Origin of the sequence: Marinobacter sp. SS13-12, from assembly GCF_030227115.1 — a bacterium.
Lineage (GTDB): Bacteria > Pseudomonadota > Gammaproteobacteria > Pseudomonadales > Oleiphilaceae > Marinobacter.
In genome coordinates this window covers 1,932,578-1,958,516 of record NZ_JASSUA010000001.1, presented here as the reverse complement: position 1 = coordinate 1,958,516, position 25,939 = coordinate 1,932,578, and the positions used below count along the sequence as shown (strand labels likewise).

Genomic DNA, 25,939 nt, shown 5'->3' with positions numbered 1-25,939 from the left:
ATTACTTCCCTATCTGAAGGCTGTCGTTTTCCCTGAACCCGATCAGATAGAGAATGGCGTCCAGCCCCAGGGTCGAGATGGAGTGGCGGGCGGACTCCTTGACCAGTGGCTTTGCCCGAAACGCAACGCCCAGGCCAGCCTGGCTCAGCATGGGCAGGTCGTTGGCACCATCACCGACGGCGATCACCTGTTCCCGTGAGATATGCTCGCGTTCCGCAATTTCCAGAAGCAGTTCCGCTTTGCGCCTGCCATCAACAATCTGCCCGGCCACGCGGCCAGTGACCTTGCCATTCTCGATTTCCAGCTCATTGGCATAGACGTAATCAATGCCCAACTTCTGCTGCAGATGATGGGCAAAGTAGGTGAAGCCGCCGGACAGAATCGCCGTGCGATAACCCAGCGACTTCAGGCTCAGGATCAGATGCTCTGCGCCCTCGGTCAGACGCAGGCGCGCGGCAATCCCTTCCAGCACCGACTCGTCCAGACCCTTGAGCAGGGCCAGGCGTTCTGCAAAGCTCTGGCTGAAGTCCAGCTCCCCCTGCATGGCGCGCTCGGTAATCTCTGCCACCTGGGGGCCCACACCTGCTTCAAGCGCGAGCTCGTCGATCACCTCGGCATCGATCAGCGTGGAGTCCATATCGAACACCACCAGCCGCCGATTGCGGCGAAAAATGGAATCTTCCTGGAAGGCAATGTCCACGTTCATCTCACCGGCTATGTGCAGGAAATCAGAGCGCAGCTGTTCCAGATCAGAAGGCGTGCCCCTGACGGAGAACTCCACACAGGCAATGCGGTTGTCTGAGGGATTCAGTGACGGCCGCGCCGAGAGCCGGCTGATGTTGTCGATGTTCAGGCCATGACGGGCGGTAATGGCCGACACCCGCGCAATCTGCTCGGCCTTGATATCCCGCGACAGCAAGGTGACGATGTAACAGGCACGGTTGCGGCCCTCAGCCCATTGCTGATACTCATCGATAGTGATGGGCGCAAAGCGCACCTGCAGGTCCAGCGAATGCAACCGGAACAGCAGGTCACGGATCACCGGTGAGGACTTGGACTCGTCGGGGATCTCGATCAGGATCCCCCAGGTCAGGTGGTCGTGAATCACCGCCTGGCCAATGTCCAGAATCCGCACATGGTACTGGCCCATGATGCCGGTGATCTCGGACGTCAGGCCGGGCTTGTCGCGCCCCGACACATTAATCAGAACCAACTCACTCACGGTCAGGCTGCTCCTCTGCACTTGCTGCGTCAGCGGCCTCAGCAGCATTGCTGGCCGACTGGATGACATCAATGGCATCCACCCGCTGGAGTCCTCGGGGCAGCTTGTGGCCACGACGGCCGCGCTCACCCAGGTAATGCTCCAGATCGCTGAACTGCAGGCCCATCTTGCGCTTGCCGGCGCGAATTTCCAGTTGGTCATCTTCGGCAAACACCGCAACGGCCACCACATACTCTTCCCGGTTCTGCACCCGCGCCGAGGGAATGCTGATGATCTTGTTGCCCTTACCCTTCGACAACTCCGGCAACTCACTCAGAGGGAACACCAGCATCCGGCCCTCGTTGGAAATCGCGCCCAGGTACAGTGGTTTCTCAGAGTCCGGCACGGTCACCGGCGGCATGATTTCCGCCCCTTTCGGCACCGACACCACCGCTTTGCCGTTGCGGTTCTTGCTGATCATGTCATTCAGGGAGGTCACAAACCCGTAGCCGCCGTCTGTAACGAGCAACACCTTGCGGGCCGGATCGCCCATCAGCAGGCCGGAGAAAGTCGCGCCCGAAGGTGGGTTGATGCGACCACTCAGGGGCTCGCCCTGCCCCCTGGCAGACGGGAGCGAGTGGGCAACCAGGGAATAGGCGCGCCCGGTGGAATCCAGGAACACCGCCTGCTGGTTATTGCGCCCTTTCGCGGCCATGGCAAACTTGTCGCCGGCCTTGTAGCTGAGGCCCTCCGGCTCAATATCATGGCCCTTGGCCGCCCTGACCCAACCTTTCTCGGACAGCACAACCGTCACCGGATCATTGGATACCAGTTCGGTTTCGCTGAAGGCCCTTGCCTCGCTGCGTTCAACAATCGGCGAGCGGCGGTCGTCGCCATAGGTTTCCGCATCCGCCAGCAGCTCATCCTTGATCAGCTCCCGCAGGCGGTCCTCTGACCCCAGAATGGCCTGGAGCTCATCCCGCTCGGCGGCCAGCTCGTCCTGCTCACCACGGATTTTCATTTCCTCGAGCTTGGCCAGGTGGCGCAATTTAAGCTCGAGAATGGCTTCGGCCTGCTCTTCCGACAGCCCGAAGCGGGAGATCAGTTCAGCCTTGGGCTTATCTTCGTAACGGATAATCGCAATGACTTCATCGATATTCAGGTAGGCAACCAGCAGGCCTTCAAGGATATGCAGGCGTGCGAGCACCTTGTCGAGGCGATGCTGGAGGCGCCGGGTAACCGTGGTACGACGGAAGCTAAGCCATTCCGTCAGCATGACCCGCAGGCCCTTCACGGCCGGGCGGCCATCGTTGCCGATCACGTTGATGTTGACCCGGTAGGTTTTCTCCAGATCGGTGCTGGCAAACAGGTGGGCCATCAGCCCTTCCTGGTCCACCCGGTTGGAGCGGGGAACAATCACCAGGCGGGTCGGGTTTTCATGGTCCGATTCGTCCCGCAGGTCCGCCACCATAGGCAGCTTTTTGGTCTGCATCTGCTGGGCGATCTGTTCCAGTACCCGGTTACCCGAGACCTGGTGCGGCAGGTCCGTCACCACGATTTCGCCGCTTTCGTTGATCCAGCGGGCACGCATCCGCAGCGAACCCTTGCCGGTTTCATACATCTGCCGGATGTCCTTGCGGGGGGTGATGATCTCCGCATACGTCGGGAAATCCGGGCCCTTGACGTGCTCGCACAGGTCATCAGTGGTGGCATCCGGCTGGTCGAGCAGGCGCACACAGGCGGCCGTAATTTCCCGCACATTGTGGGGGGGTATATCCGTTGCCATACCCACCGCAATACCGGTGGTACCGTTCAGCAGAACGTGAGGCAATCGGGCGGGCAACACCGACGGTTCATCCATGGTGCCATCAAAGTTCGGCACCCAGTCCACCGTGCCCTGCCCCAGCTCACTGAGCAGGACATCGGCAAATTTGGCCAGACGGGATTCCGTGTAACGCATGGCGGCGAAGGATTTGGGGTCGTCAGGCGCCCCCCAGTTGCCCTGGCCGTCGACCAGCGGATAGCGGTATGAGAACGGCTGGGCCATCAGTACCATGGCCTCGTAACAGGCGCTGTCACCGTGAGGGTGAAACTTGCCCAGAACATCACCGACCGTGCGGGCGGACTTCTTGTACTTCGACGTGGACTTGAGACCGAGCTCGGACATGGCATAGATGATCCGGCGCTGAACCGGCTTCAGGCCGTCACCCACATTGGGTAAAGCCCTGTCGAGAATGACGTACATGGAGTAATCAAGGTAGGCCTTCTCGGTGTAGTCCCTCAATGAAACCCGCTCAAAGCCTTCATCCGTGGTCTGAAACTCTGGCATGGATGCCCCTTTGTTGCGTGACTTGCGTGAGTTGCGTGATATCAATTCCGCTGGTTACCCGGCCGGCAGCCGGAGGGCACATTATATGGAGGCGGGGGCGGATACACCAACACCCTGTCGGATTTCCAATAGCGGAATTCCCGCATGGAGACAGTTTAACGCTCACCGTATGCTCGCAATCAGTAAAACGATGACCCGTTTCACGACATCCGAGAGTGGAGAACTATGAGACCCAACCTGATAGCCTGCGGGCAGGCCATGATGACGGCCGTGGTCAACGCTGTTCTTGCTCTGGCCCTGATGCTGTTAGTGGAGTTCGCCATAAGCGGCACCTTCCAGCTGGCAGAACCTTATATCTGGGCGGGACTTCTGATCGGCCTGGTTATCTTTTTTGGCCAGTTCTGGCGCCAGCGTCACCTTTGCCGCAACGGGCAATCTGGCCATGGTTCCACTGACACCTATTAACGTGTCACTTACGAGTCACTATCAAGCGTTACACTTATCAACAAAGATAAGCTCCTTTCCAGTGCTATCCTGACTGACCGCGCTACGCTGCAACAAGAAGTCAGGATGGAAAGATGAATATAAGAAACTCCTTGGGCCTGAGAGCCAAAGTCGCCTTACCTTTTGCAATTTCCGCCATCGCCCTGATTGTGATAGGTCTTTTCAGCGTCCTGACGGCGCGGAATCTCGTCTCTGATACTGATACGCTTTCCGATCGCTACCTCCCCGCTGTAAGCGAAGCCCTCAACGGTGATCGCGACCTTTACCAGGCTCTGGTCGCGCAGATGTCCTTCATCAGCGCCACCGAGAATGACGAGCGCCCCAATCAGCACAAGGCGGATTTCGAAGAAAATGCCGGACAAGCACTGGACAGAATGAACGCGGCCGTCGAGCGCCTGAGCGGCACCGGTGTTTCCGAAATAACCAATGGCTTTCGCAATACCTACGACCGCTGGCTAAACTCAGCCCGCCAATCCATGGAGATGGCGCAGGCAGGCGACCCCGACGCGGGCAACCAATTGTTGACTGGCCAGAGCAATCAAGCCTTCAGCCAACTAAGGGAGTATTTTGACAGTGTCGGGATACATGCCGATGAGCAGGCACAGATCACCGCCCGCGAAGCATCGGACGAAGGGATGGCCAGTTCCGTCTTTATACTGGCTATAACGGCCGGCGCCCTCATCATTGGTATTCTTCTGTTCGTTATCATCCTTCGTATGATTATCCAGTCTGTGAGCGTGCTAAGGAAACAGCTGGACAACATTGCCCAGGGGGAGGGAGATCTCACTCAGCGTATTCCCGTTGAAATGGACGATGATCTCGGAAAGCTTGCCGCAAGTTTTAATCACGTGCTTGAAAACCTCCAGGGCATGATCGGCTCCATCCAGAATCTAAGCAAACAACTGGGCGAAGGTGCCTCTGAATTGTCCTCGACCGCCCATGACAACAGCAATGGCGTAACCCGGCAAACAGATGCCATTTCCATGGTCGCAACCGCCATCAATGAGATGCAAAGTGCCATTGAGGAGGTGGCGGGCAATGCCTCTCGCGCAGCCGACATCACCAGACACGCCCAGGAAAAGGGGCGGAATGGTGCGACCATCATCCGCAACTCATCGGTCCAGGTACAACGCCTGGCTGCACAGATATCCAAAGCTGTGGAGGTTATACGCAAGCTTTCACAGGACTCGGAGAACATTACTTCGGTTCTGGATGTTATTCGGGAAATCGCCGACCAGACCAACCTGCTGGCACTCAACGCTGCGATAGAGGCTGCCCGCGCCGGGGAGCAGGGCCGGGGCTTTGCCGTGGTTGCCGACGAAGTGCGCACACTGGCCAAACGAACACAGCAGTCGACCGAAGACATACAGACCATGATTACCGCCCTTCAGACCGGCGTTGCCGATATCGTGGCGGTGATGGAAACCGGAAGCAAGGAAGCGGTGGAAACCGAAAAACTTGCGACTGAAGCCGAGGCCGAGCTGCAGGGAATTCTTGAATCGATGGCGGACATCAGCGACATGAATACCAGCGTGGCGTCGGCGACAGAAGAGCAGACTCAAGTGGTCGACGAGATTAATCGCAGTGTTACAGAAATCAATGACCTGGCGTTTGAAGGGCTGGAACGGTCAGGTAGCATCGACCGTATTAGCAAGTCGCTGGACGGCTACGCCAGGGAGCTGGAACAACAGACAGGAAGGTTCAAGGTATAAATGGGAAGATCTCGCCCCATCTCCGGCTTCACCGCGAGACGGGGTGAACCAGGACGGTTACTGACGGATGCCTTCCACTGAAATGATCATTTCAACCGTTTCAGAGGCTTTACCAAGGTCCATGGGAATGCCGAAGTCAGCCAGCTTGAACTCGGTTCCGGCTTCAAACCCCATGCGATAGCCCCCCCATGGGTCATCGCCGTGCCCCAGCATTTCCACATCAAGAGTGATTTCTTTCGTCACACCGCGCAGTGTCAGGTCACCGATGATATCGGCCTCACCTTCGTCGTCCACTTCTACCCGCTTGCTCCTGAACGTTGCTTCCGGGAATTCGCTGACATGAAGGAAATCATCCGAACGCAGGTGTTTGTCCCGCTCGCCGTGGTTTGAGTCAACGCTGGAGGTATCCACAGTTACTTCTACAGAGCTGTTTTCCGGGTTTTCCGCGTCGTAGACAAACTGGCCGTCGAAGTCATTGAATCGACCGTAAAGCCAGCTGTATCCCAGGTGGGAAATCTTGAAGGTAATGAACTGGTGATCACCTTCGGTATCAAAAGCGTAGGTGCCACTGTGTTCAGATGCCTGGGCTCCACCAACCATGGTGAATGTAACAGCGGATGCAAGCAGCAGTTTTTTCATGTTTATCTCCTCATTGAAACAGCCCGAAGGCGTGATTGTAGATAGTGTTCAGATCAGTGTTGGCGACGGTCCGTACCCAGCATACGCCGCAGCGTATCGTCCCGGTCAATCAGATGATGTTTGATGGCTGCCAGGCCATGAAGGCCGGCGAGTACAATCAGGGCCCAGGTCGACCAGTAGTGAACCAGTCCGGCGGTATCCTCCATCCCCTTGATCCGGCCAGTCACCGAGGGGACTTCAAACCAGTCGAACACACTGATGGTTGACCCATCCGCAGTGGAAATGAGATACCCACTAACCATCGCCACGAAAATCAGGACATACAACATCAGGTGGGCGCCGTGAGCCGCCAACACCTCGAAGCGACTGTGATTGGGCAGGGGGCGCGGTACCGGGTTGATGAACCGCCACACCAGCCGCAGCGTCATTACCATCAATAGCAAAATACCGATGCTTCGATGGATGTCAGGGCCGGTGCGATACCAGTCATCGTAGTAGGACAGGTCTACCATCCAGTAGCCCAGTCCGAACAGCCCGAATACGGCAACCGCAACAAGCCAGTGGATCCCGATGGTCACAGCCCCGAACCGGTTGGCGGTGTTGCGTAGCTGCATGAATATCTCCTTGCCTGACGTTCCTGTACCTGCCGTAAATGCTAAAAGCAGTTTAGAAACAGGCGCCGTTAAAACCAATCGAAATGTTTTGCATACATAGGTCAGAAATTCTGACCAAAGGCACTATCAGGCCTATAGCACGTACTTTCCCTTATACCTTTGGTCTGATACGGGTTCTACGGATTGTAGAAAACCATGACTGGAATAGACTTTATGCATATCTTGAATACCCGGTTAGGGTTACTCATTGAACGAGAGGAAGCGACATGGAAATTGAATTCGACGAATCTGTTGCAGTGCCGAGCAACAACTGATTCCAGGCGGCTCCTGGCGAGCCGTCCGTAGGCCCCTCCCTACAGCGCCGTTCTGTGCGCTGTTACCTGACGTTGCCTGTTTTTACATGAAATAGTGGCAATAATTTGCTGGTTTTGGCACTCTCCTGTCTGGAACAATAATCCTGTGCATACTGGCTGAAATTCCACCAAAATCAGCAGGGTGCAGCCGGGATTGACAGATCGGAAGGCCACCGGGCGTTTCCGATGTTTTCGTATATCCGGACCCCGAAGACCTATGTCGCGAACCCTCCCAGAAGAGTTGACCGCACCGGAACTGGACGTGCTGTCGCCTATGCTATCCAGGGAGGGCGATTCATGGACGGCGAATTACCAGGGCCTGACACTGCGAACAGCGTTACAACCCATATTCAGCATTTCCCACAAACGCATCGTCGGTTATGAGGCACTGATCCGTGCCTTTGATCCGGACAATGCCGCGGTGCTCCCTCTACACCTGTTCGAGCTGCCGTCGTCAGATGCTGAAAACCTCCTGCTCGACCGGCTTTGCCGCTATTTACACATTCGCAACTATTCGAACTTCCAGGACCAGCTCAACTGGCTGTTTCTGAACGTGTCTCCCCGTGTGGTGTCGGCCGGCAGCCGGGCTGATTCGTTTTTCGGTGAACTGCTGAAAAAAACCGGGCTTCCCCCTCACCGTATTGTGATGGAAATTGTTGAGCAGCCCACCGATGACGCTGAAAGATTGCGGGAAACCGTTGCCTACTACCAGCAACTGGGTTGCCTGACCGCCATTGATGATTTTGGCGCCGGCCACTCCAATTTCGAGCGCATCTGGAACCTGTCACCGGATATCGTCAAGCTTGATCGCAAATTGCTCACCCGCGCCACCGGTGACCGCAAGGCCAGACAGATACTCAATGGCATTGTCTCGCTGCTTCACCAGTCCGGCTGCCTGGTTCTGCTGGAAGGCGTGGAAACCCACGAACAGGCCATGATAGCCATTGATGCCGGAGTGGATTTCGTACAGGGATTCTATTTCCGTAAACCGAGCATCGCACTGGCAGACATTCCCGGGGAACTGACCGATCTGGATGGGCTGCTGAGAGACTACAAGAGCAAGAACCGGGTAACGCAGGATCCGACCCAGCAGCTGACTTCCTTTTTCGAAGGCTTCTTCCGCAATGCTGTGGACCGGCTCAGCCAGGGCATGGTGATGCGAGAAGCCTGCAACACCCTGCTGAATCATCCGGCGGTCTCCCGGTGTTACCTGGTCGATGAAAGTGGCGTTCAGATCGATGACACCCTGGTGTCAGATGCCATGGCCAGCAGCCTTGACCCCCGCTTTCGTCCCCTGGAGAGCACCACCAGTGCCGACTGGTATCGCCAGCAGTACCTGCGCCAGGCCATCGCCCAGCCGGGCTATCTGCAGGTGACTGCGCCCTATCTCTGCATTACCGGCGCCTACATGTGTGTCACCCTGTCCCTGGGCTATTATCACAACGGAAAACTGAGAGTCCTCTGCTGCGACATTCTCGCCAACCCGACCGAAACCAGCGTCAGGAAAGGTTGATCCCGTACACCAGGGAAATCACCCCGACCGTGACCAGCCCGATAAACAGGTTCATCGGCAGGCCTATCTTCACGAAATCCATGAACCGGTAACCGCCCGGGCCGAAGACCATCATATTGGTCTGGTACCCCAGCGGTGTGGCAAAGCTGGCTGAGGCGGCCATCATTACCGCAATCACGTAAGGCTCGGAAGCAATACCCAATGAGGCAGTCATGGACAGCACAATGGGCAATACCAGCACCGCGGCGGCGTTATTGGTGATCACTTCAGTGAGAACCGATACCGAGAAATACACCAGCAAAACCGTCAGTAACGGGTGGCCACTGCTGACATCCAGTATTCCCGCCGCGACGAAGGCCGCTGCACCGGTTTCCTGCAGGGCCGCCCCGAGCGCAAAAGAAGCCGCGATGGTGAGCATGACGGGCACATCCACAGCCTTCTGCGCCTGACCGACCGAACAGCAGCCGCTGAGAACCATCAGCGCAGCCCCCATCAGCGCCGCGTTGAGCATACTCAACACACCGAAGGCTGCAGCCCCCACCAGTACCAGCAGAATTCCCCAGGACAGATACGCGCGGTCGTGACGGGGCGTTTCCGTTTCCAGGTCATTGATCAGCAGGAAGTCCTTGGCGTATCGCTGACGGCTGACGAACGCCGGGCGGGCTTCAAGCAGCAAAACATCCCCGGTTTTCAGGCGAATATTACCCAGGTTACCAGACACCCGCTCGCCACCCCGTGCGACCGCCAGCACCACGGCACCGTATCGATCCCGGAAACGGGCGTCGCGGATGGTCAGACCAAGTACTTCAGACTGTGGTGACAGCGCAGCCTCCACCAGCCGCCGCTCTGCCCGGTCTTTGCTCAGGCTGGGCTCATCATCATGAACGGAGGGCACGATGCCGTTAATCCGCAGGAGGTCGGAAATGGCCTGGGTATCGCCGGCAAACACCAACCGGTCACCACCCCGCAGGCGTTCTTCCGAGGGCACAGCAGTTACCACACTGCCATCCCGCTCAATCTCAACCAGGTAGAGGCGTTCCAGCTCGCGCAGACCAGCCTCGCCCACGCTCTTGCCGACCAGTGGCCCGTCAAAAGCAACCGCAACTTCCAGGGTAAATTCCCGCATGGACCCGAACTTCTGCTGGTCCTTGCGATCCGGCAGCGCCCTGGGTAATACCAGCAGCATCACCGCCAGACCAATCACCGCCACCGGCAACCCGACCGCGGTAATGGAGAAGATCGAGAAGCCGTCCTCGCCAGTCAGCTGCTGATACTGCCCGTTGACCACCAGGTTGGTACTGGTACCAATCAGGGTCAGGGTGCCACCGAGGATGGCGGAGTAACTCAGGGGAATCATCAGCTTCGATGGCGAGATGCCAATTTTCCGCGACCAGGCATGAACCGCCGGGATCATGGTGGCAACCACAGGGGTGTTATTAAGGAAGCCGCTCAGCAGCGCGACCGGAAATGCAATACGGGCCTGGGCCGAGCGCACGGTGCGGGGCGATCGCAACAGGTGATGAACCACCAGATCCACACCGCCGGAGTGATGTATGCCGGCAGCCACTACAAACATGGCGACAACGGTGATCAGGCCTGTGTTACTGAACCCGGCCAGGGCCTGATCGGCAGTGACAATGCCGCTGGCACTCAGCACAACGAGCACGCCCAGCATGACGAGGTGCGGACCAAAACGCCCGAAACTCATCAACAGCAACGCCACGCCCGCGAGGCTTAAAGCAAACCAGCCCTGCCAGTCCATCTGGTGTTCCCTTGGATAAAAGGCGCAGGATACCGAGTTTGCCGAAGACATAGAAAGAATAAAGGATGCTGTTTAAAGCACCAACAGATATATAGCCGGCACGTCTACCAGCCCTCGGTTGGCACACCGTGTTCTTCGAGGTAGTCGCCGTGTTGTTCGAGGTAGTTTGCTGTTCCGACTTCAAAATCGTCCGGATCCCCGTCTATTTCCGTGGCCTGCATACGCATCACTTCCACTTCATTGCCAATCTGGTTCAGGATCCATACCACCACCGTGCCTCCGGGGGCCAGACCAATGGTCATGGTGTGCCGGGGGCTCATACGTAACCCATCATAAGCCTTGAACGGTGCAGGTTCCCGCATGAGGTCCAGAAGACCGGGCGGTACTTCAATCAGCTTGGCGTAGTATTTCTGCTCGGCGAAGGAGAACCAGCGAAGGAAGATCAGTTCGGGGAAAGGGTCCGCGGCTGTTCCCTTACCCGAAGGCCCGTGCGGCCCTTTCCAACAACATGCAACGCTACCAATGGGTTGACGCCAGCTCCGTTCTCCACTCTTCTCCAGAAACATGTCAATCACCCACACTTCGTAATTCATGGGTGCCGCTATCTTGATGTTCCACGGTTCACGGCTATCAGGCGACGAAGCACAAGCGCTGACCAGAAATATTGTCAGAGTCAGCCACAGAATCACAATTTTTCTAACCATCAGTAGCCTTCCTGTTGCGGGTACACCCTGCGTTCCCTCGATGACGCTGGGGCATGTGGCCTGACATGGCGGAACAGGCTTACCCGCACGGGCACCTCGCCGATCAGTGTTTCAAAACTGTTATAGTTCGCGGAGTAGTGAATATAACGTTGCAACAACAACTCGTGGCTCTCCCTGGATAGAGAAGGCTCATCGTCTCCCTGTTTGACCTGCTGCATAAGCTTGTCGAGTATGGCTTCCAACTCTTCAGGCATTGTTTCATCCCGCTTCGTCGCACCTACATCCTTCAATGGCACCCCCTTGTCTGTTGCAAGCCGGTGCATCATTCGCAGGGCCACCCGGGAATAGTCGCCACGAACCTGTCGGGTCATGCGCAGTGCCAACTCTACCTCACCTTCCGGTGCGGGATGGTCTTTTCGGTTTGTCACTATGTCCAGGCTGGCATCACCTTCCGAGCCAGGGTTGGCCGCCAAGTTGTGGGGTTTGCGGGACTGCCGAACCGGTAAACTGTGGAGGCCAATCCAGCCCTCAGCTGCCACTTGTGTTCGCAATGCCTCAAGGTTATCCCATTCCATACTTTTCTCTGGCCAGCGCAGCCGGCTCGGTGGCACTGGCAATAGCGGACTGATCAAGACCTCCTCTCGCTGACTGTCACCGTATCCACCACCAATGTCCGAGTGGGCTCCGGGTAGCGCGATTTCACGGAAATTAGCAGGAAGGGTACCGTTCGGACTACGAAGACTATTCAGGGCGAAGTTCTTGCGGTGCTCGTGGGTAGCGGTTAGATGCACCGCATGATCAACCTGACCGGGGTCCAGATAGAGCTTAACAGGACTGTTGCGGGCATTGTCCGCAGCCAGGTCGCCGGCAAAAACGTTGACGATACCAGCAACAGTGTCATACAACCCAACGAAACGGATGCGAACCTCCTTCGGCCAGGCAACGCCGTACTCACTCAAAACCTTTGCCAGCAGCCCCTCTGGGCCAATATTAATCTCATGCGCTGCATGACGAGCCGCTGCAGCACCGCGGCTAAAACCAAAAAGATCGACTGCCAGTTGGTCACTTTGTTTACCTTGCAGGTCTTCTCTCATCTGCATGGCCAGCTGTGAAAATGCATAGTGAACCTGGCGGATAACGCCAGCATCTCCCAAGCCGGTAGCTGCACCGTACAATGAATCTTCGCTACCCGACTTTGAACCGGCGCCCGGTGCGTAAATGCTTCGACGAAAAGTAATTTTATTGTCTGACCTTAGTTGTCTATTTGGGTACAAATCCCATAGTTTCGCCACATTACTCGGAGCATTGGAGTAACTGCCACCCAGCATCAGGCCCAAACGACGCTCACATTCTTCCTGGCTTATTTCATCGTTCTCAAAGGGAGTCAGACACTCTTTCTCCAACTGCTCCGTAAAAACCCGGGTGTTGGTCGCATTATTCAAGGTCCCATCTGTAAAAATCCCCACCTCCAGATGAATACCGGGCGGTTCTTCCGACTTCTTACTGGTGTCAGTCGCTGGACTGGAAGTGGCAGGAAGCGGCATCACAGACGTGGCACTCCCCAGAGGTAGTGTCGGTGCGCTTCCAGATGACGATTGTCTCTGATGGTTTTCGGCGTGATGCCGGATTTGCATGTCGATGCCAAATGTCCGACTCCGGAATCCGCCAATTCCCGCGGGATTGCTGCTACGCAACTGCTCCGGAGTAACCGCCCATTCGTTCAGCTTTGCCACGTCGTTTTCGAGGAATGCGCCAACAATCAGCGTGTTCACTTTCCACTGGCCACCGCCAGGAAAATGTCCGCCGGGCTGCCAGGTAACCACCGGGGACACTGGAAAGCCGTCCACGGGGCCATGGACCAGCAACAGCTCACCGTTGCGAACCTGGTCCTGGAGGGTATCGGGATAGCCATTGCGCCGATAAGGCTTGCGGGGGAGGTCCTGCGGTAGCTGCAATGCGGAAAACGGGTCGGCCAGCAGGTGCTGTACCTTACTGGCGGCCAGAAACGGGCTTTCAATACGAGGGAGATCATACGCGGTCAAATCCCTTGACCGGACAAGTTTCATCGTCACCACTCCTTGCTGACGTTGTTGTTTAAGCTGTTGCGGACACCATCACACTTCGATGTCTGCCATGTTGCCGTAGGTTTCCAGCCACACCCGACGATCGGAGGCGCGCTTTTTACCCAGCAGCATATCCATACGGGCGTCGGTGTCGTCACCATCGGCAATGGTAAGCATCACCAGCCGCCGGGTATCCGGGGCCATGGTGGTCTCACGGAGCTGGAGCGGGTTCATTTCGCCCAGGCCCTTGAAGCGGGTGACGGATATTTTACCGCGGCGATTTTCCGCTGCCAGGCGGTCAAGGATGCCCTGCTTTTCATGCTCGTCCAGAGCGTAGAAGGTTTCCTTGCCCAGGTCCACCCGGTACAGGGGCGGCATGGCAACGAATACATGGCCGGCGGCAACCAGTGGGCGGAAGTGTTTGACGAACAGAGCACAGAGCAAAGTGGCGATGTGCAGCCCGTCGGAGTCGGCATCGGCGAGGATGCAGATCTTGTTGTAGCGCAGGCCGTCCAGCTTGTCCGAACCCGGGTCTACCCCGATGGCAACGGCGATGTCATGGACTTCCTGGGAGGCGAGGATCTCACCGGAGTCCACTTCCCAGGTGTTGAGGATCTTGCCCCGCAGTGGCATCACGGCCTGGAACTCCCGGTCGCGTGCCTGTTTGGCAGAGCCACCCGCGGAGTCCCCTTCCACCAGGAAGAGCTCGGAGCGGTTGCTGTCGCTGCCTGAGCAGTCTGCCAATTTGCCGGGCAGTGCCGGGCCGGAGGTGACCCTTTTCCGGGCGACTTTCTTGCTGGCACGAAGACGGCGCTGGGCGTTGCTGATAAACAGCTCTGCCAGCATTTCGGCAACGTCGGTGTGCTGGTTCAGCCACAGGCTGAAGGCATCCTTGACCACGCCGGAGATGAACGCAGCTGCTTCCCGGGACGACAGGCGCTCCTTGGTCTGGCCGGAGAACTGGGGCTCCTGCATCTTGAAGGACAGCACGTAGGCACAGCGCTCCCAGATATCTTCCGGCGACAGCTTCACGCCCCGGGGCAGCAGGCTGCGGAACTCGCAGAATTCCCGCATGGCTTCCAGCAGGCCGGTGCGCAGGCCATTAACGTGGGTGCCACCCTGGGCAGTGGGGATCAGGTTAACGTAGCTTTCCATGACCGCTTCGCCACCTTCCGGCAGCCACTGGATAGCCCAGTCGACAGCTTCCTTGTTACCGGAGAAGCTGCCGGTGAAAGGCTCCAGAGGTACCGCTTCGATGTCTGCCAGTTCGGTACGCAGGTAATCGCGCAGCCCGCCTTCATAGCACCACTCGTCCTTGTCGCCAGTCTGCTCCTGCAGGAAGGTGATATGCAGGCCTGGGCAGAGCACGGCCTTGGCACGGAGATTATGGCGCAGACGACTGACGGAAAATTTCGGGCTGTCGAAATAGCTGGGGTCAGGCGTGAACTTCAGCCGGGTGCCGGTATTACGCTTGCCAACGGTATCCACTACCTCAAGGTCGGTTTGTTTGTGGCCATTGGCGAACGTCATCCGGTGTAATTGCCCGTCGCGTTTGATCAGTACCTCAAGGTTCGTCGACAGGGCGTTGACCACCGACACACCCACCCCGTGCAAACCACCGGAGAAGTTGTAGTTGCCCTGGGTGAACTTACCGCCGGCATGAAGGCGGGTAAGAATCAGTTCCACACCGGGCACGCCATGCTCTTTGTGCATGTCCACCGGCATACCGCGGCCGTCATCTTCGACACTGAGCGAGCCGTCGCTGTGGAGGATCACGTCAATCCGGCGGGCGTGGCCTGCCAGAGCTTCGTCAACGCTGTTATCAATGACTTCCTGGGCCAGATGGTTGGGGCGACTGGTGTCGGTGTACATGCCCGGGCGCTTGCGTACCGGGTCCAGACCACTAAGAACTTCAATGGCGTCGGCGTTGTACTGTTTCTGGCTCATGGGAAGGAAATGACTCCACGGGTTTGTAATTAAGCTGGGCCATAGCTTAGGGATTCACGGGGAAAGATCAACGGTTGATTTGTGCGGGTGAGGACCAGCGCAGCTGCCGAGCTGCTATCGCGGGCGTGTGATGGTATCCAGGCCCTTGCCGGACACCCTGAGCTGCTTCCAGTCTTCGGGGGTGATGGCAATAATGGCGCAGGGCGTGGTCAGCGCCTGGGTGACCATGGCATCCGATGCCGGCTTCCGGACGTCAAGGGTCAGCCCCAGCACATTGTCAGCGATCTCTGCGGACTCCAGGGTCAAACCATAGCCGCCGGTGGGCTTCTGTCCCAGCCCCACAAGCACCAGGTGTTCCTGCTCCAGATCAAGAGCCCGGAGTTTTTTCATCGCAAGGTTGCCGGATGGCAGTCGCCCGAGCTTGTCCAGCTCGCTGGCGTCGCTGATATAGACCAGCCCCGGTGCCGTCAGGCCGCAATGGTCGGACTCCGTCACCTGCCGTGCCAGCGGTGCGCCACTGGCAGTTGCCGAGCGATTAACGGCGCACCCTGCCACCAGAGTGATGGCGAGGGTCAGGGCTGTCATATGTAGCAAACGCATCATCAACGGTCGTTCTCCAGGCGGCGAATTGGCACGTTATCCTGCTCTTTCTCACCGTCGGACTTCAGGCGATAGCCTTCGAATCCGATCCGTGGCAGGCCCATCGCAGCTATCGTAGGCCGGCGGAAACTGGTGCTTAACCTTACCCCGCTCAGCGGCTGGTCGCCAATGACGATTTTCTCAGGCAGACCATTGACCGGGTATTCGGCGCAGGCTTCACCGTTCTCGCAGATCAGGCCATTGTTGTCGATGTCGGTGCCAGCCACCAGGAAATACTCCCCCGGCTCGACCTGGTCAAAGGCGAAACGATACTGGCCGCCACTTGCGGATGCCACCACCTGCTCGATGGTATCCCGGTTGTCATCGGCGCTGACCAGGAGCACATAATGCCTGCCTGCGTCCCGCTCGTCTGCCGAAGTACCCAGCCGCAGGGAAACCGGGACCGTCAGGGTGCCTGCTTCTCCATTTTGCGGATCGTATTCGATCTCCAGTTCTGTGGTGTAACGTTTATTATTTTCCAGCCCGGACGTATCCACCGATACGACGAGCGACTGTGATAGGTCAGCCGGACGTTCTCCCAGGTTCAGCCATTCCGCTCCAGCGGTTACCTGGATGATAGTGATTGGTTCACCTTCGGGATAGGCTGAAAATTCAAGCTCCGCACTCAGAACGGCCGAATTGAACTGCAGCGCCGACGGAGATGCCCCAAGGGTGATGGGGAAGTTTCCGTCCAACGCGGCGTCCATGGCCGCCAGGGCGTTGATCAGGCCGGCACCGTATTCAAAAGCAGGGCCAACCTCTTCCGTCAGAGCACCACTTCTTAACAGGCTGCGGAACTCCCCCGGTGTAATTGTGGATTCTCCCTTCATCAGGGCATAGACGCCTGCCACGTGAGGCGCCGCCATGGAGGTGCCCTGAAGGCCGGCATAACCCGGCTCGAAGGAGCCACTGTCATCCCTGCCCCAGGTGCTGACAATTACATCAGCCGTACCATCCTGATTGGCGTCCCGGCTCGCATCGCCCCCTGGCGCTACTACGTCGACGGATTCGCCCACATTGGAGTAGGAGGCACGTTTACCAGCTCCGTCCACGGCCCCGACGCCGATCACGTTGGGGTAAGCAGCCGGGTAGGTTGGCTCATCAGTGCCCTGGTTGCCTGCAGCGGCCACAATCAATTGGCCATTACCGCCGGCCCAGGCTGCATCAATAGCGCTTTTGAGTGCATTACTGGGCCCGAGACCACCAAGACTGAGGTTGATCACGTCGATCTCGCTTCGGCCTGCCGCCCAGTTCACTGCAGCAATCAGATCCGCGGAAGAGCCTACACCGTCACGACCAAGAACCCTCACCGGGTAAATGCTGGCTCCAGACGCCATGCCGACAATACCTTGGACGTTATCCACTGCTGCAGCAACGCCGGCTACGTGGGTGCCGTGAAAGTTACTACTCCTGGTTTTACCGTCGCCAGGGTCAGCGGGATTGGTGTCTCGGCCTGGTTCCTGGTCAATATCCAGATCACCAGACACATAATCCATGATCTCACCGGAAATCAATCGGACATTCTCGTCCAGGTCCGGGTGCCAGGCGCCGCCGGTTGTCGGGGGCGATCGGAACACACCAGTATCAAACACTGCGATGCCGATGCCCAACCCTGCGTCCGGAGCCGCCTGCCAGGCCATAGGGGCCCTTGTCAGCGGCAAATTCCATTGCCGGTCATAAAGCGGATCGTCGTCTGGCGCAACCTGCTGCGAAGTGTAAAGATAATTAGGCTCGGCGGCAGCAACGCCGGGTTGCTCACGAAGCTCCCGTATCCAGTCCAGGGTATCCTCGCGAGCATCCTCCACCTGGCGGGCGCTCATGGTGGCGAGGTTTCGCGCGCTGTCCCTGCGCATCAACCAGGCGCCCCGACCCAGATTCCTCCGCTCTGACACAGCCATGGCTGCCGCCATTGCGACGCTCCCCGGATCTGCATCGAAACTCAGGATGGCTTCATCCACCATGAAAGCGGGATCCGTATAACTGGTATTCATGACACTGGGGGAAGCCTGATCCGCCAGTGTAAGAACGTAACGGAAGGGAATGCCCCCGGCTGTGCTGACTTCGATCAAGTAGGAGCCTGTTTCAGCATCAGCCGGGAGAGTAACCATAAGTGCCCGCAGAGTATCGGAGGCGGTGTCACTGTACTTCGGCACCAGATCTCCACCTTCCTGCTTGAGGATACGCAGGGTTCGATCTGGCAACGGCAGGCGCTGGTCCGGCGACAGGAACATCTGAACGGCTACCCGGTCGCCAGGCGACAGCTCAGTCACAAAAAAGTCCGCGGTATCTGTTACGAAATCGAATTGATCCGGGGTTCCCGTGTCATAGGTGCCTTCAATGAAACTGAGATAGCCACCTACAGTAGCCCCTGAAGGCAAGGCCTGTGCCGATCCGGGGGAGCCATTGTCCACCGACTGATCAAGGCGGAAGTCATCAGCGGTGTCGGAATCCACCCGCGTTCCGCTTTCTATATCGATAACGCCAGCCACATCAGGTGGGTTTTCAGCGCCGCCACCGGACCCTCCGCCACCACAGCCCGATAACAGCAGCAACAAGGACATCAAACCAGCAGTGACAGGTGCATTCCGGATCATAAAAGTCTCATAGGGCGACATCATGGACACGCGAGAACAGCTCCCTTTGTTTTCCCACATGGTATCTGATTGACGTTGGTAACACCGGATACGTTGCAAACATTTCATCAGATGCAAAAAACCGCCATCAGGTTACCCCGAAGGCGGTTTCTTTATAGTGACAATTGGTTACAGCGCGTAGAACAACAGTGGCACAAAGGCAGCGGTCAGCAGCGTTGGCCCCATCACCACCAGCGGCAGCAACAATCGCTCATAGCGGTGCCAGAAGGAGCCCGTGCGCTCAGCTGCCAGCACCTCGGTTTCGCCAACCACCTGCCGTGTCAGCAGGTGGTTCAGTGCCACCGGCGGGCTCAGGTAACCCAGCTCAAAGGCCACCAGGCACACAATCCAGAAATGCAGTGGGTCGATACCCAGCTGGATCGCCGGCTGCGCGATGGTAGCAGACACCAGGATAACCGCACCAAACGGGTCCATCACCATTCCGATAACGGTCAGCATCACTACGATCACCAGCATGGCAAGCCACGGGCTGGTCAGGTTTTCCGGGAACAGCGCGTGAACAATGTCGGAGCGTTCCAGAATACCACCAAGGCAGATCGAGAAGCCGATCAGCGCCAGCAAGGCACCAATATGCACGGCGGAGTCACTGGCTGCAGCCGTGCTGCGCATCCAGAAAGCCCGGCCACGGGAATGCCCCTGTTCATCATGGTCCTTTCCGGAATCCAGATAGACCAGTGCCAGCATCACCAGCGGCAAAATCATCGGTGCACTGTATTCATTGAATCCCAGCCCGAGGATCAGCCAGATGGCAACGATAACCACGGCAGCAACGGCTGCGTAGGGCGCCAATGGCCGCAGCTCGGCAAGGGATTTCCTGAATGCTCCAGGCGCCGGGCGCGGTTTCCAGTTGCCCTGGGTTTTACAGACAACCACGGAAAACAGCGTTGCCGACATGAGGAACACCCAGAAGCCCCAGCCGTACATCTCGGAGGTGGTCACTTCCTTGTTCAGGGCTGCAACCACCACGATCAACAGGCAGGGGTTCAGAACCACACCCAGGCTGCCAGACATGGCGGTCGTGGCCAGTGACAGCTGGCGCCCTGCCCCGCTCTTGCGCATCTCGTCATAGACAACGCCACCGACGGCCAGGATAAAAATACCCGACGCGCCAGTGAATGCCGTGGGAAACGCCGTGGCGAAGATCATCACCGAGGCCAGCATGGGGGCAGGCAGATGGTACGGCTTGATCACATTCAGCAGCAGTTCCGGAATCCGGGTCTGTTTGAGGGCCATACCCACCAGCACGTAGAGGCCGATGTTGATAAACATGGACGACAGATTGGTCATCATGCCGAAGTAGATGGCCAGGCCAGAGGAGTACCCGTCAACGAAGAAGAAATAACTCATGGCAACCAGGCCCATGGCGCAATACAGGGGCAGAACCAGGCCGGAGGATACTGCCAGCGTTCCCGCCCTCATTCGCGCCGGCACTGACAGGAAGCGCACCAGATTGATAACCATAAACAGGCCAAACACCGCAGCCCAGGCGTACTGCAGCACCATGGCGTCTTCCGAGCCAGGGGACGACGACAATCGGCCCACGTAGGAAAACAGCGAATACACCATCAGGCCATTGACCACGAACTGCATGCCCTGGCTCAGGCGCCACTCGGCGCGGTTGCGGGGCAGTCTCAGGGCAATATGGTCGGCATCCAGCGCGGAGATGGCCGCTGCCATGGCGAACATGCCAATAAACAGGAACTTGGTCAACTCAATGTTATCCAGCAGGAAATCGGCGAAGCCCTGCTCAACGGCCTTGAACACCGCCAGCGCGTCGGTGGCGTGCTTCTGGTTCTCCTGGTACCGGAAATGTGCTTCCTGACAAAGCGCCAGATTCTTTTCCAGGGATTTGCGGATCGCCTCCGGGTCCGGTGGCGAACTGAACAGGTCATCCGGGTCCGGCTCATAGGCCTCAACCCGCTTTTCAACCTCTGCATCGACATCCATGACCAGCCTGCATGTAGGCTCCGTGGCATCCGGGTCCAGCAGGTAATAGTTCGGCCAGGTCTGCTCACCCACCCACAGCATGCGCGAGTGGAGCGAGTTGCCCATACCCAGAAGAAGCGTGAAGATAAGGAGCAGCAGGAGAATAACCCCGTGCAACCGATGCACGGGGTACAGCGTTTTCGAGCCTGCGGCTGATAATGCTCGCCAGTTCATGGAGGATCAGCCCTTTATTCGCGGTCGGACGCTGTGCACTCGGAAGCACCGGGATTGCTGGAGCAACGGATCTTGCTCAGCAGGCTCATCATCTTGGGGTGATAGACCTCGTCGGCGCCGTCTGTGCCATCCCGCAACTGCAGGCGGTTCTCACGGAACATTTCCTGGTAGCCTTCGATGTCCTTCTCGGGGATGCGCACCCACTGCTTCTCGGGAATGGCGGATTCCTGGCGCTCGATCAGGTCCATGGCCTGGCCATACATGCCCCAGGCAACCTCGCGGGATTTCTGGGCAGTTTCGTCGTCGAAGACCCCGTCCCGCGCAATGATCTGGATCGTCAGTTGCGCCAGCGGGTAATCGACAATACCGCCTTCGTCCCCAATGCCTTTGTAGAGTTCCAGGGCCTCGTAGGCGAATGCCGGTGCGTAAGCCGTATCCACCGACCCATTGTTAAACTTGCCGGCAAAGTTGGTGATATCAGACGGCACAACGGTGGCCTTCACGTGGTTCACCATGTGAATGGCGTCTTTCTGGTAGTCCAGGGTGGCCATGCGCTTGCCCGCCAGCTTACCGGCAGTATTGATACTCCGGTCGTTGACGAACAGGTAGCCGGCACCGGCGGGCACAATCCCCAGCACTTCGTAATCCCCGTCTTTCATCAGGGGAGCTGCCTTGGGCTGGGCCAGGGTTGCCAGGGTTGTCTTCAGGTCGCCGTAGGTCGGAAGGGCACCGACCGCGCTGATGCTGCCGGTAAACCGGTTGAATGGCCTGGTGCGAAGGTCTGTGGCGGCAACGGCATCACACTGCCCTGAGTTGAAGTCACCAACGGCAACGCCCTCGTCCGTGTAGGGGCGCAATTCAAAGTCGACACCATGGGCTTTCATTTCCAGCGCATAGTCTTTGACCATGTTGTACATGTCGCCATTGGCACCAATTACGTCAAAGACACACATTTTGACCGGCTCAGCCGCGGCAAACGGGGCGGCGATAACCAGTGACAGGGCAGTAAGGGATTTGCGGATCATAAATGACCTCCGGGTTTCTTGTGTTTGTTGGTGTTTGTCAGAGTGGTGGACGCCCGCTACAGCAGGTCGTCCAGATCCATGGTTTCCGGTTCTTCGCCGACACGCTCAGGGCTCATCCGGCCAAAATAAGTACGGGGGGTGCGGTAGCCATAATTGGCTGTCCAGTGTTTATCGGATGAGAACCGGATTGCGTCACCGGCCACTTCATCCACCAGCCGGAATTCGCTCCACACATTGATGCGGTTTTCCGCCTCGGCAAATCTCGCGATAACATCCTCAAGCACCTCCGGACGACCAAAGGTCTCTGCGGCGACCGCCTCAAGCGCCATGGACGCTCGGATGCCTGCCTCGACTCCCAGGCGGGAGCTGTCCTCAAGCACCTTCCAGGGGTCGGGAGCGAGACTCGGCTGGGTGTCCGGCAACAGTAGCCATACCATGCTGCGAATGGCGTTCGGCAGGCCGCCCCACTTCTCATTATCAAGACAGGTAGCGGCACGCTCTGCCTGCGGCGCAATGTTGCGTGGCACACCTGCCATGGCTCCGGAGTTGGCGTCGTTCACGATGGCCTGCATCCCGGTCAGCAGGCCCAGCAGGAAGGTGAGCTCCTCCTGGTCGTCAAACAGGAACGGGCACTCGAACTCTTCAGCCGCAGGATCAAAATCGTAAGCGGCCATGGCGCGCTGGTAGGCGATGTAACGGCGCTTGGCGGTTTCAGCGTTCAGTCGCTTGGCTTTTTCGCGGGCGTCTTTCGCAGATGGCACCTCACCAGCGAAATCCGCTCGAAGGTAATCCAGTTCCGCCTCCCAGGCCTTGTACTCGGAACAGTTTGCCGCCAGCAGCATCAGCAGGGACCCAGTACTTTCAGGCGCATCGGTCACCCTGGAGAAGGAATACAGCAAGGGATCCACGCCCTCACCCAGCGCGCAGGCCATTTTCGGATCCGACATCTGCATCACGTAGGGGGTTGCTTCTCCCTCCGAATAATTGGAGAGAACCACGCCGGTGGTTGTGTAGATGGGGTTGGCCGAACAGCCGGCAAGGAGCGTCAATACCAGAAGGGCCACGCCACTATTACGCAGGCGCCCAAAGGATTTCACCAGTGAGGAGTTCATAGTTCGTCCTGTCTTACATTGTTTTTATAGGTCGGGGATGATCGGGGCTTATTATCACTGTCTGATCGACAGATACCGTGATGGATAACCCGCTATCGAATCCCCGCTCGTATTTTGACAGGGGCAAGAATGCTGCGAATCTTGTCTGACAAAAATGGCTGGAATGCCGATTTGGTCATGCCGATCAGGCCAATGGCCTGCAAAGACGGGAAAATAGAAGATTTAAATTGATTTAAAACAATGACTTCTGAAATTCATTACAGTTGATACATTTGTACCAGCACAAAAAATTTCCTTGCAGGACTCAACTTCCGGGCCCTGTCAGCCCCATCATGGCCACTACCTGCTCCGTCAGATCGTCCAGTGTGAGGCCACCATCCGGCCGGTACCAGGTCACTGTCCAGCTCAGTGCGCCCGTCAGCAGGCGGCGCACCACAAACGGATCCGCAGCCAGCACGCCCTGCTTTCGCAGCTCCTCCAGCACATCCAGCCACAACTGCTCGTAGATATCCCGGAGTTCAAGCACATAGGCCTGGGACGCCTCCGACAGGCTGCGCCACTCGAACACCAACACCGCCATGGCCTCTCCGGTTTGGCCATTGATGGACTCCAGCTCGGCGCGGACAAGCGCCTGCAGCTTGTCACGATGGGTTGTTGCGGCGTCCACCGCTGCCTGCATCAGGGCGGTATTGAGGCGAATGGTTTCTACCATCACCGCCTTGAGGATTTCTTCCTTGGTGCGGAAGTGATGAAACAGACTGCCCGACTGGATACCCACGGCGGCAGCCAGATCCCGCACGGTGGTGCGCTCATAGCCCTTGTCACGAAACAGCCTGGCCGCTTCGTGAAGAAGCCGGCCGCGAGCGCTGGCAGGGTCGGAAACCAGATTGTCGGCAATCAGTGAGCGCAGGATACAGTCTTGATTCACAGTGTTTTCCAGCCAGGGAACAGAAGAACGCCAATTCTATCCTGATTTTGCCTGTTTACAAACCAAGCGCTTGCTTGGTATTGTCACTGGAATCGCTGACAACCTCCGCAGAGCGCGGCCCCTTGAGGGCCTTTGCAAGCGCTTTTCGGCTTCCGTTTACAAGGTGAAACCATGCCAGACTCCGATCGTTCCAGGCCAGAAACCATCCGCATCGGCTGTTCCGCCGCGTTCTGGGGCGACACCGAAACCGCCGCGGCCCAGCTGGTTCACAAGGGCAATATCAATTACCTGGTGGCGGACTATCTGGCGGAGATCACCATGTCCATCATGGCCGGGCAGAAAATGAAGGACCCCAGCCAGGGCTACGCCCGCGATTTTGTGCAAACGGTGATGGGACCATTGCTGGGTGAGATAAAGCAGAAAAGTATCCGGGTACTCGCAAACGCTGGCGGCGTAAATCCGATTGCCTGCCGCGATGCCCTGCAAGCACTGTGCGAAAAAGCCGGTGTAGACATGAAGATTGCCCTGGTGCTGGGTGATGACCTGTTACCCAAGAAAAAACAACTGGCGGATGCCGGCATGACCGAGATGACGACCGGCCAGCCGATGCCACCGATGATGGTGAGCCTGAATGCCTATCTCGGTGCCCCGGGTCTCGTCGCTGCCCTGGAACAGGGTGCCGATATCGTTATTACCGGTCGGGTTGCCGACAGCGCGCTGGTCCTGGCGCCGCTGGTCCACGAGTTCGGCTGGAGCTGGAGCGACTACGACAAGCTGGCCCAGGGCAGCCTTGCCGGGCACCTGCTGGAGTGCGGTGCGCAATCCACTGGCGGTAACTTTACCGACTGGGAAGATGTGGCGGATGGCTATGCGGATATGGGCTTCCCGATTGCAGAAGTCACGGCAACCGGCGACTTCATAATGACCAAGCCGGAAGGCACCGGGGGCAAGGTGTCCAGGGGCACTGTGGCCGAGCAACTCGTTTACGAAATCGGCGACCCCAGGGCCTACCTGCTCCCGGATGTGACCAGTGATTTTACGGCAGTCACCCTCGAAGAGGTGGCGGCAGACCGGGTGCGTGTCAGCGGCGCCAAAGGGCTATCACCAACGGACAGCTACAAGGTGTCCGGCACCTGGCCGGATGGTTTCAAGTGCACGGTTACCTTCCTGCTGGCCGGTATGGACGCAAAAGCCAAGGCGCAGGCGGTGGCCGAGGCGATTCTGGCAAAGACGTCGCGAATGTTCAGCGAGCGCGGCCTGGCGGATTACACGGACACCAGTATCGAGCTGCTGGGCACCGAGACGACTTATGGTGCCCAGGGCCGCATGGGAGACTGCCGAGAGGTGGTGGTGAAGATCAGTACTGCTCATGTAAAGAAAGAGGCGTTGGTGCTGTTTTCCCGGGAAATCGCCCAGGCGGCGACGGGGATGGCGCCCGGGATTACCGGCATTGTGGGTGGGCGGCCGACGGTTTGGCCGAAGATTCGTCTGTACTCCTGCCTGGTTCCTAAAACTGAAGTGGCGGTTGCGGTGGATCTTGATGGCCATCAGCAGGCAGTGGATGTGGATACCACTGGTGGTTTCGAGCCGGGGCAACTTGAGCAGCAGGCGTCCAGCGCCGCAGAGCCGGCCACGGATACGACGGTGCCATTGATCCGGCTGGCGTGGGCGCGCAGTGGTGACAAGGGGGATCACACCAATATCGGGGTGATTGCCCGCAAGGCGGAATTTGTGCCGTTTATTGAGGCGGCGTTGACGGAACTGGCGGTGGCGGAGTGGATGGCTCACACGCTGGATCCGGAGCATGGTCGGGTTACTCGTTGGGCGTTGCCGGGTTTCAATGCGTTCAATTTCCTGCTCGAGCACAGTCTTGGCGGGGGTGGCGTTGCCAGCCTTCGGATTGACCCCCAGGGCAAGGCTTTTGCTCAGCAACTGCTGGAGTTTCCCGTGCCGGTTCGTGCTGACCTGCTTGATTAGTCTTACATTGATGCAAGCACTCCGGTGGGAAGGCTTGTCCGGGACACGCTGTGAATACGTCCCTGTACGCTCGACAAAAACATCCATGTTTTTGACGGTCCCG

18 protein-coding genes are annotated in these 25,939 nt (G+C 58.0%); 4 read left to right on the top strand and 14 right to left on the bottom strand.

The features are described 5' to 3' along the window. Position 1: 1 nt before the first annotated feature. Together serB and parC are read right to left on the bottom strand one after the other, a co-directional pair. Positions 2-1,222, bottom strand: coding sequence for a phosphoserine phosphatase SerB (gene serB / locus QPL94_RS09045; protein WP_285356906.1), 1,221 nt, complete (start codon positions 1,220-1,222; stop codon positions 2-4). After that, complete coding sequence (gene parC / locus QPL94_RS09040; RefSeq protein WP_285356905.1) at positions 1,215-3,530, bottom strand: DNA topoisomerase IV subunit A; 2,316 nt, start codon at positions 3,528-3,530, stop codon at positions 1,215-1,217. The genes serB and parC overlap by 8 nt, the downstream gene beginning before the upstream one ends. A gap of 225 nt (positions 3,531-3,755) precedes the next feature. On the opposite strand from parC, the gene QPL94_RS09035 reads away from it, so the two are divergent. Further along, a complete protein-coding gene (locus tag QPL94_RS09035) occupies positions 3,756-3,995 on the top strand; it encodes a hypothetical protein (RefSeq protein WP_285356904.1) in 240 nt (79 codons plus the stop codon). A gap of 113 nt (positions 3,996-4,108) precedes the next feature. After that, positions 4,109-5,746 carry a methyl-accepting chemotaxis protein gene (locus QPL94_RS09030; RefSeq protein WP_285356903.1) on the top strand — a complete coding sequence of 546 codons (1,638 nt, stop codon included), beginning with the start codon at positions 4,109-4,111 and terminating at the stop codon, positions 5,744-5,746. A gap of 57 nt (positions 5,747-5,803) precedes the next feature. On the opposite strand, the gene QPL94_RS09025 is transcribed toward QPL94_RS09030, so the two are convergent. Then, complete coding sequence (locus QPL94_RS09025) at positions 5,804-6,385, bottom strand: YceI family protein (protein ID WP_285356902.1); 582 nt, start codon at positions 6,383-6,385, stop codon at positions 5,804-5,806. 53 nt (positions 6,386-6,438) lie between these two features. Then, on the bottom strand, positions 6,439-6,999 hold the full coding sequence (locus QPL94_RS09020; protein ID WP_285356901.1) for a cytochrome b: 561 nt from the start codon (positions 6,997-6,999) through the stop codon (positions 6,439-6,441). Positions 7,000-7,569: 570 nt separating this feature from the next. Between QPL94_RS09020 and QPL94_RS09015 the strand changes: the two genes are divergently transcribed. Further along, positions 7,570-8,865 carry an EAL domain-containing protein gene (locus QPL94_RS09015; protein WP_285356900.1) on the top strand — a complete coding sequence of 432 codons (1,296 nt, stop codon included), beginning with the start codon at positions 7,570-7,572 and terminating at the stop codon, positions 8,863-8,865. On the opposite strand, the gene QPL94_RS09010 is transcribed toward QPL94_RS09015, so the two are convergent. From QPL94_RS09010 to QPL94_RS08965, 10 genes are all read right to left on the bottom strand, one after another. Continuing rightward, positions 8,852-10,627 carry an SLC13 family permease gene (locus QPL94_RS09010; protein ID WP_285356899.1) on the bottom strand — a complete coding sequence of 592 codons (1,776 nt, stop codon included), beginning with the start codon at positions 10,625-10,627 and terminating at the stop codon, positions 8,852-8,854. The genes QPL94_RS09015 and QPL94_RS09010 overlap by 14 nt on opposite strands. Positions 10,628-10,731: 104 nt before the next feature. Further along, positions 10,732-11,331 (bottom strand): DUF2931 family protein, encoded by a 600-nt coding sequence (locus QPL94_RS09005; protein WP_285356898.1) that lies wholly within the window; start codon positions 11,329-11,331, stop codon positions 10,732-10,734. Further along, entirely contained in the window at positions 11,331-13,397 is a 2,067-nt protein-coding gene (locus tag QPL94_RS09000) for a T6SS phospholipase effector Tle1-like catalytic domain-containing protein (RefSeq protein WP_285356897.1), read from the bottom strand. Before QPL94_RS09000 ends, QPL94_RS09005 begins: the two co-directional genes overlap by 1 nt. A gap of 48 nt (positions 13,398-13,445) precedes the next feature. Beyond that, positions 13,446-15,341, bottom strand: coding sequence for a DNA topoisomerase IV subunit B (parE, locus tag QPL94_RS08995; RefSeq protein ID WP_285356896.1), 1,896 nt, complete (start codon positions 15,339-15,341; stop codon positions 13,446-13,448). A 114-nt stretch (positions 15,342-15,455) separates the two neighbouring features. Further along, on the bottom strand, positions 15,456-15,944 hold the full coding sequence (locus QPL94_RS08990; RefSeq protein ID WP_285356895.1) for a protease complex subunit PrcB family protein: 489 nt from the start codon (positions 15,942-15,944) through the stop codon (positions 15,456-15,458). Further along, on the bottom strand, positions 15,944-18,574 hold the full coding sequence (locus tag QPL94_RS08985) for a S8 family serine peptidase (RefSeq protein WP_285356894.1): 2,631 nt from the start codon (positions 18,572-18,574) through the stop codon (positions 15,944-15,946). The genes QPL94_RS08990 and QPL94_RS08985 overlap by 1 nt, the downstream gene beginning before the upstream one ends. 168 nt (positions 18,575-18,742) lie before the next feature. Beyond that, complete coding sequence (locus QPL94_RS08980; RefSeq protein WP_285356893.1) at positions 18,743-20,794, bottom strand: TRAP transporter large permease subunit; 2,052 nt, start codon at positions 20,792-20,794, stop codon at positions 18,743-18,745. A 14-nt stretch (positions 20,795-20,808) separates the two neighbouring features. After that, positions 20,809-21,819, bottom strand: a complete 1,011-nt coding sequence (locus QPL94_RS08975; protein WP_285356892.1) for a putative solute-binding protein — start codon at positions 21,817-21,819, stop codon at positions 20,809-20,811. A gap of 56 nt (positions 21,820-21,875) precedes the next feature. Then, positions 21,876-22,931 carry a hypothetical protein gene (locus QPL94_RS08970; RefSeq protein ID WP_285356891.1) on the bottom strand — a complete coding sequence of 352 codons (1,056 nt, stop codon included), beginning with the start codon at positions 22,929-22,931 and terminating at the stop codon, positions 21,876-21,878. A gap of 304 nt (positions 22,932-23,235) precedes the next feature. Next, entirely contained in the window at positions 23,236-23,859 is a 624-nt protein-coding gene (locus tag QPL94_RS08965) for a TetR/AcrR family transcriptional regulator (RefSeq protein ID WP_285356890.1), read from the bottom strand. 171 nt (positions 23,860-24,030) lie between these two features. Here QPL94_RS08965 and QPL94_RS08960 point away from each other — a divergent pair, with 171 nt between their 5' ends. Continuing rightward, positions 24,031-25,836 carry an acyclic terpene utilization AtuA family protein gene (locus QPL94_RS08960; RefSeq protein WP_285356889.1) on the top strand — a complete coding sequence of 602 codons (1,806 nt, stop codon included), beginning with the start codon at positions 24,031-24,033 and terminating at the stop codon, positions 25,834-25,836. Positions 25,837-25,939: the final 103 nt, after the last annotated feature.

Bases quoted from the DNA above. Each gene is read 5' to 3' on its own strand.
- QPL94_RS09010 (WP_285356899.1), bottom strand. From the start codon at position 10,627: ATGGACTGGCAGGGCTGGTTTGCTTTAAGCCTCGCGGGCGTGGCGTTG.
- QPL94_RS08975 (WP_285356892.1), bottom strand. From the start codon at position 21,819: ATGATCCGCAAATCCCTTACTGCCCTGTCACTGGTTATCGCCGCCCCG.
- QPL94_RS09025 (WP_285356902.1), bottom strand. From the start codon at position 6,385: ATGAAAAAACTGCTGCTTGCATCCGCTGTTACATTCACCATGGTTGGT.
- QPL94_RS09020 (WP_285356901.1), bottom strand. From the start codon at position 6,999: ATGCAGCTACGCAACACCGCCAACCGGTTCGGGGCTGTGACCATCGGG.
- QPL94_RS09030 (WP_285356903.1), top strand. From the start codon at position 4,109: ATGAATATAAGAAACTCCTTGGGCCTGAGAGCCAAAGTCGCCTTACCT.
- QPL94_RS08990 (WP_285356895.1), bottom strand. From the start codon at position 15,944: ATGATGCGTTTGCTACATATGACAGCCCTGACCCTCGCCATCACTCTG.
- QPL94_RS08980 (WP_285356893.1), bottom strand. From the start codon at position 20,794: ATGAACTGGCGAGCATTATCAGCCGCAGGCTCGAAAACGCTGTACCCC.
- parE (WP_285356896.1), bottom strand. From the start codon at position 15,341: ATGAGCCAGAAACAGTACAACGCCGACGCCATTGAAGTTCTTAGTGGT.
- QPL94_RS08985 (WP_285356894.1), bottom strand. From the start codon at position 18,574: ATGATCCGGAATGCACCTGTCACTGCTGGTTTGATGTCCTTGTTGCTG.
- parC (WP_285356905.1), bottom strand. From the start codon at position 3,530: ATGCCAGAGTTTCAGACCACGGATGAAGGCTTTGAGCGGGTTTCATTG.
- QPL94_RS08970 (WP_285356891.1), bottom strand. From the start codon at position 22,931: ATGAACTCCTCACTGGTGAAATCCTTTGGGCGCCTGCGTAATAGTGGC.
- QPL94_RS09005 (WP_285356898.1), bottom strand. From the start codon at position 11,331: ATGGTTAGAAAAATTGTGATTCTGTGGCTGACTCTGACAATATTTCTG.
- QPL94_RS08960 (WP_285356889.1), top strand. From the start codon at position 24,031: ATGCCAGACTCCGATCGTTCCAGGCCAGAAACCATCCGCATCGGCTGT.
- QPL94_RS09015 (WP_285356900.1), top strand. From the start codon at position 7,570: ATGTCGCGAACCCTCCCAGAAGAGTTGACCGCACCGGAACTGGACGTG.
- QPL94_RS09035 (WP_285356904.1), top strand. From the start codon at position 3,756: ATGAGACCCAACCTGATAGCCTGCGGGCAGGCCATGATGACGGCCGTG.
- QPL94_RS09000 (WP_285356897.1), bottom strand. From the start codon at position 13,397: ATGAAACTTGTCCGGTCAAGGGATTTGACCGCGTATGATCTCCCTCGT.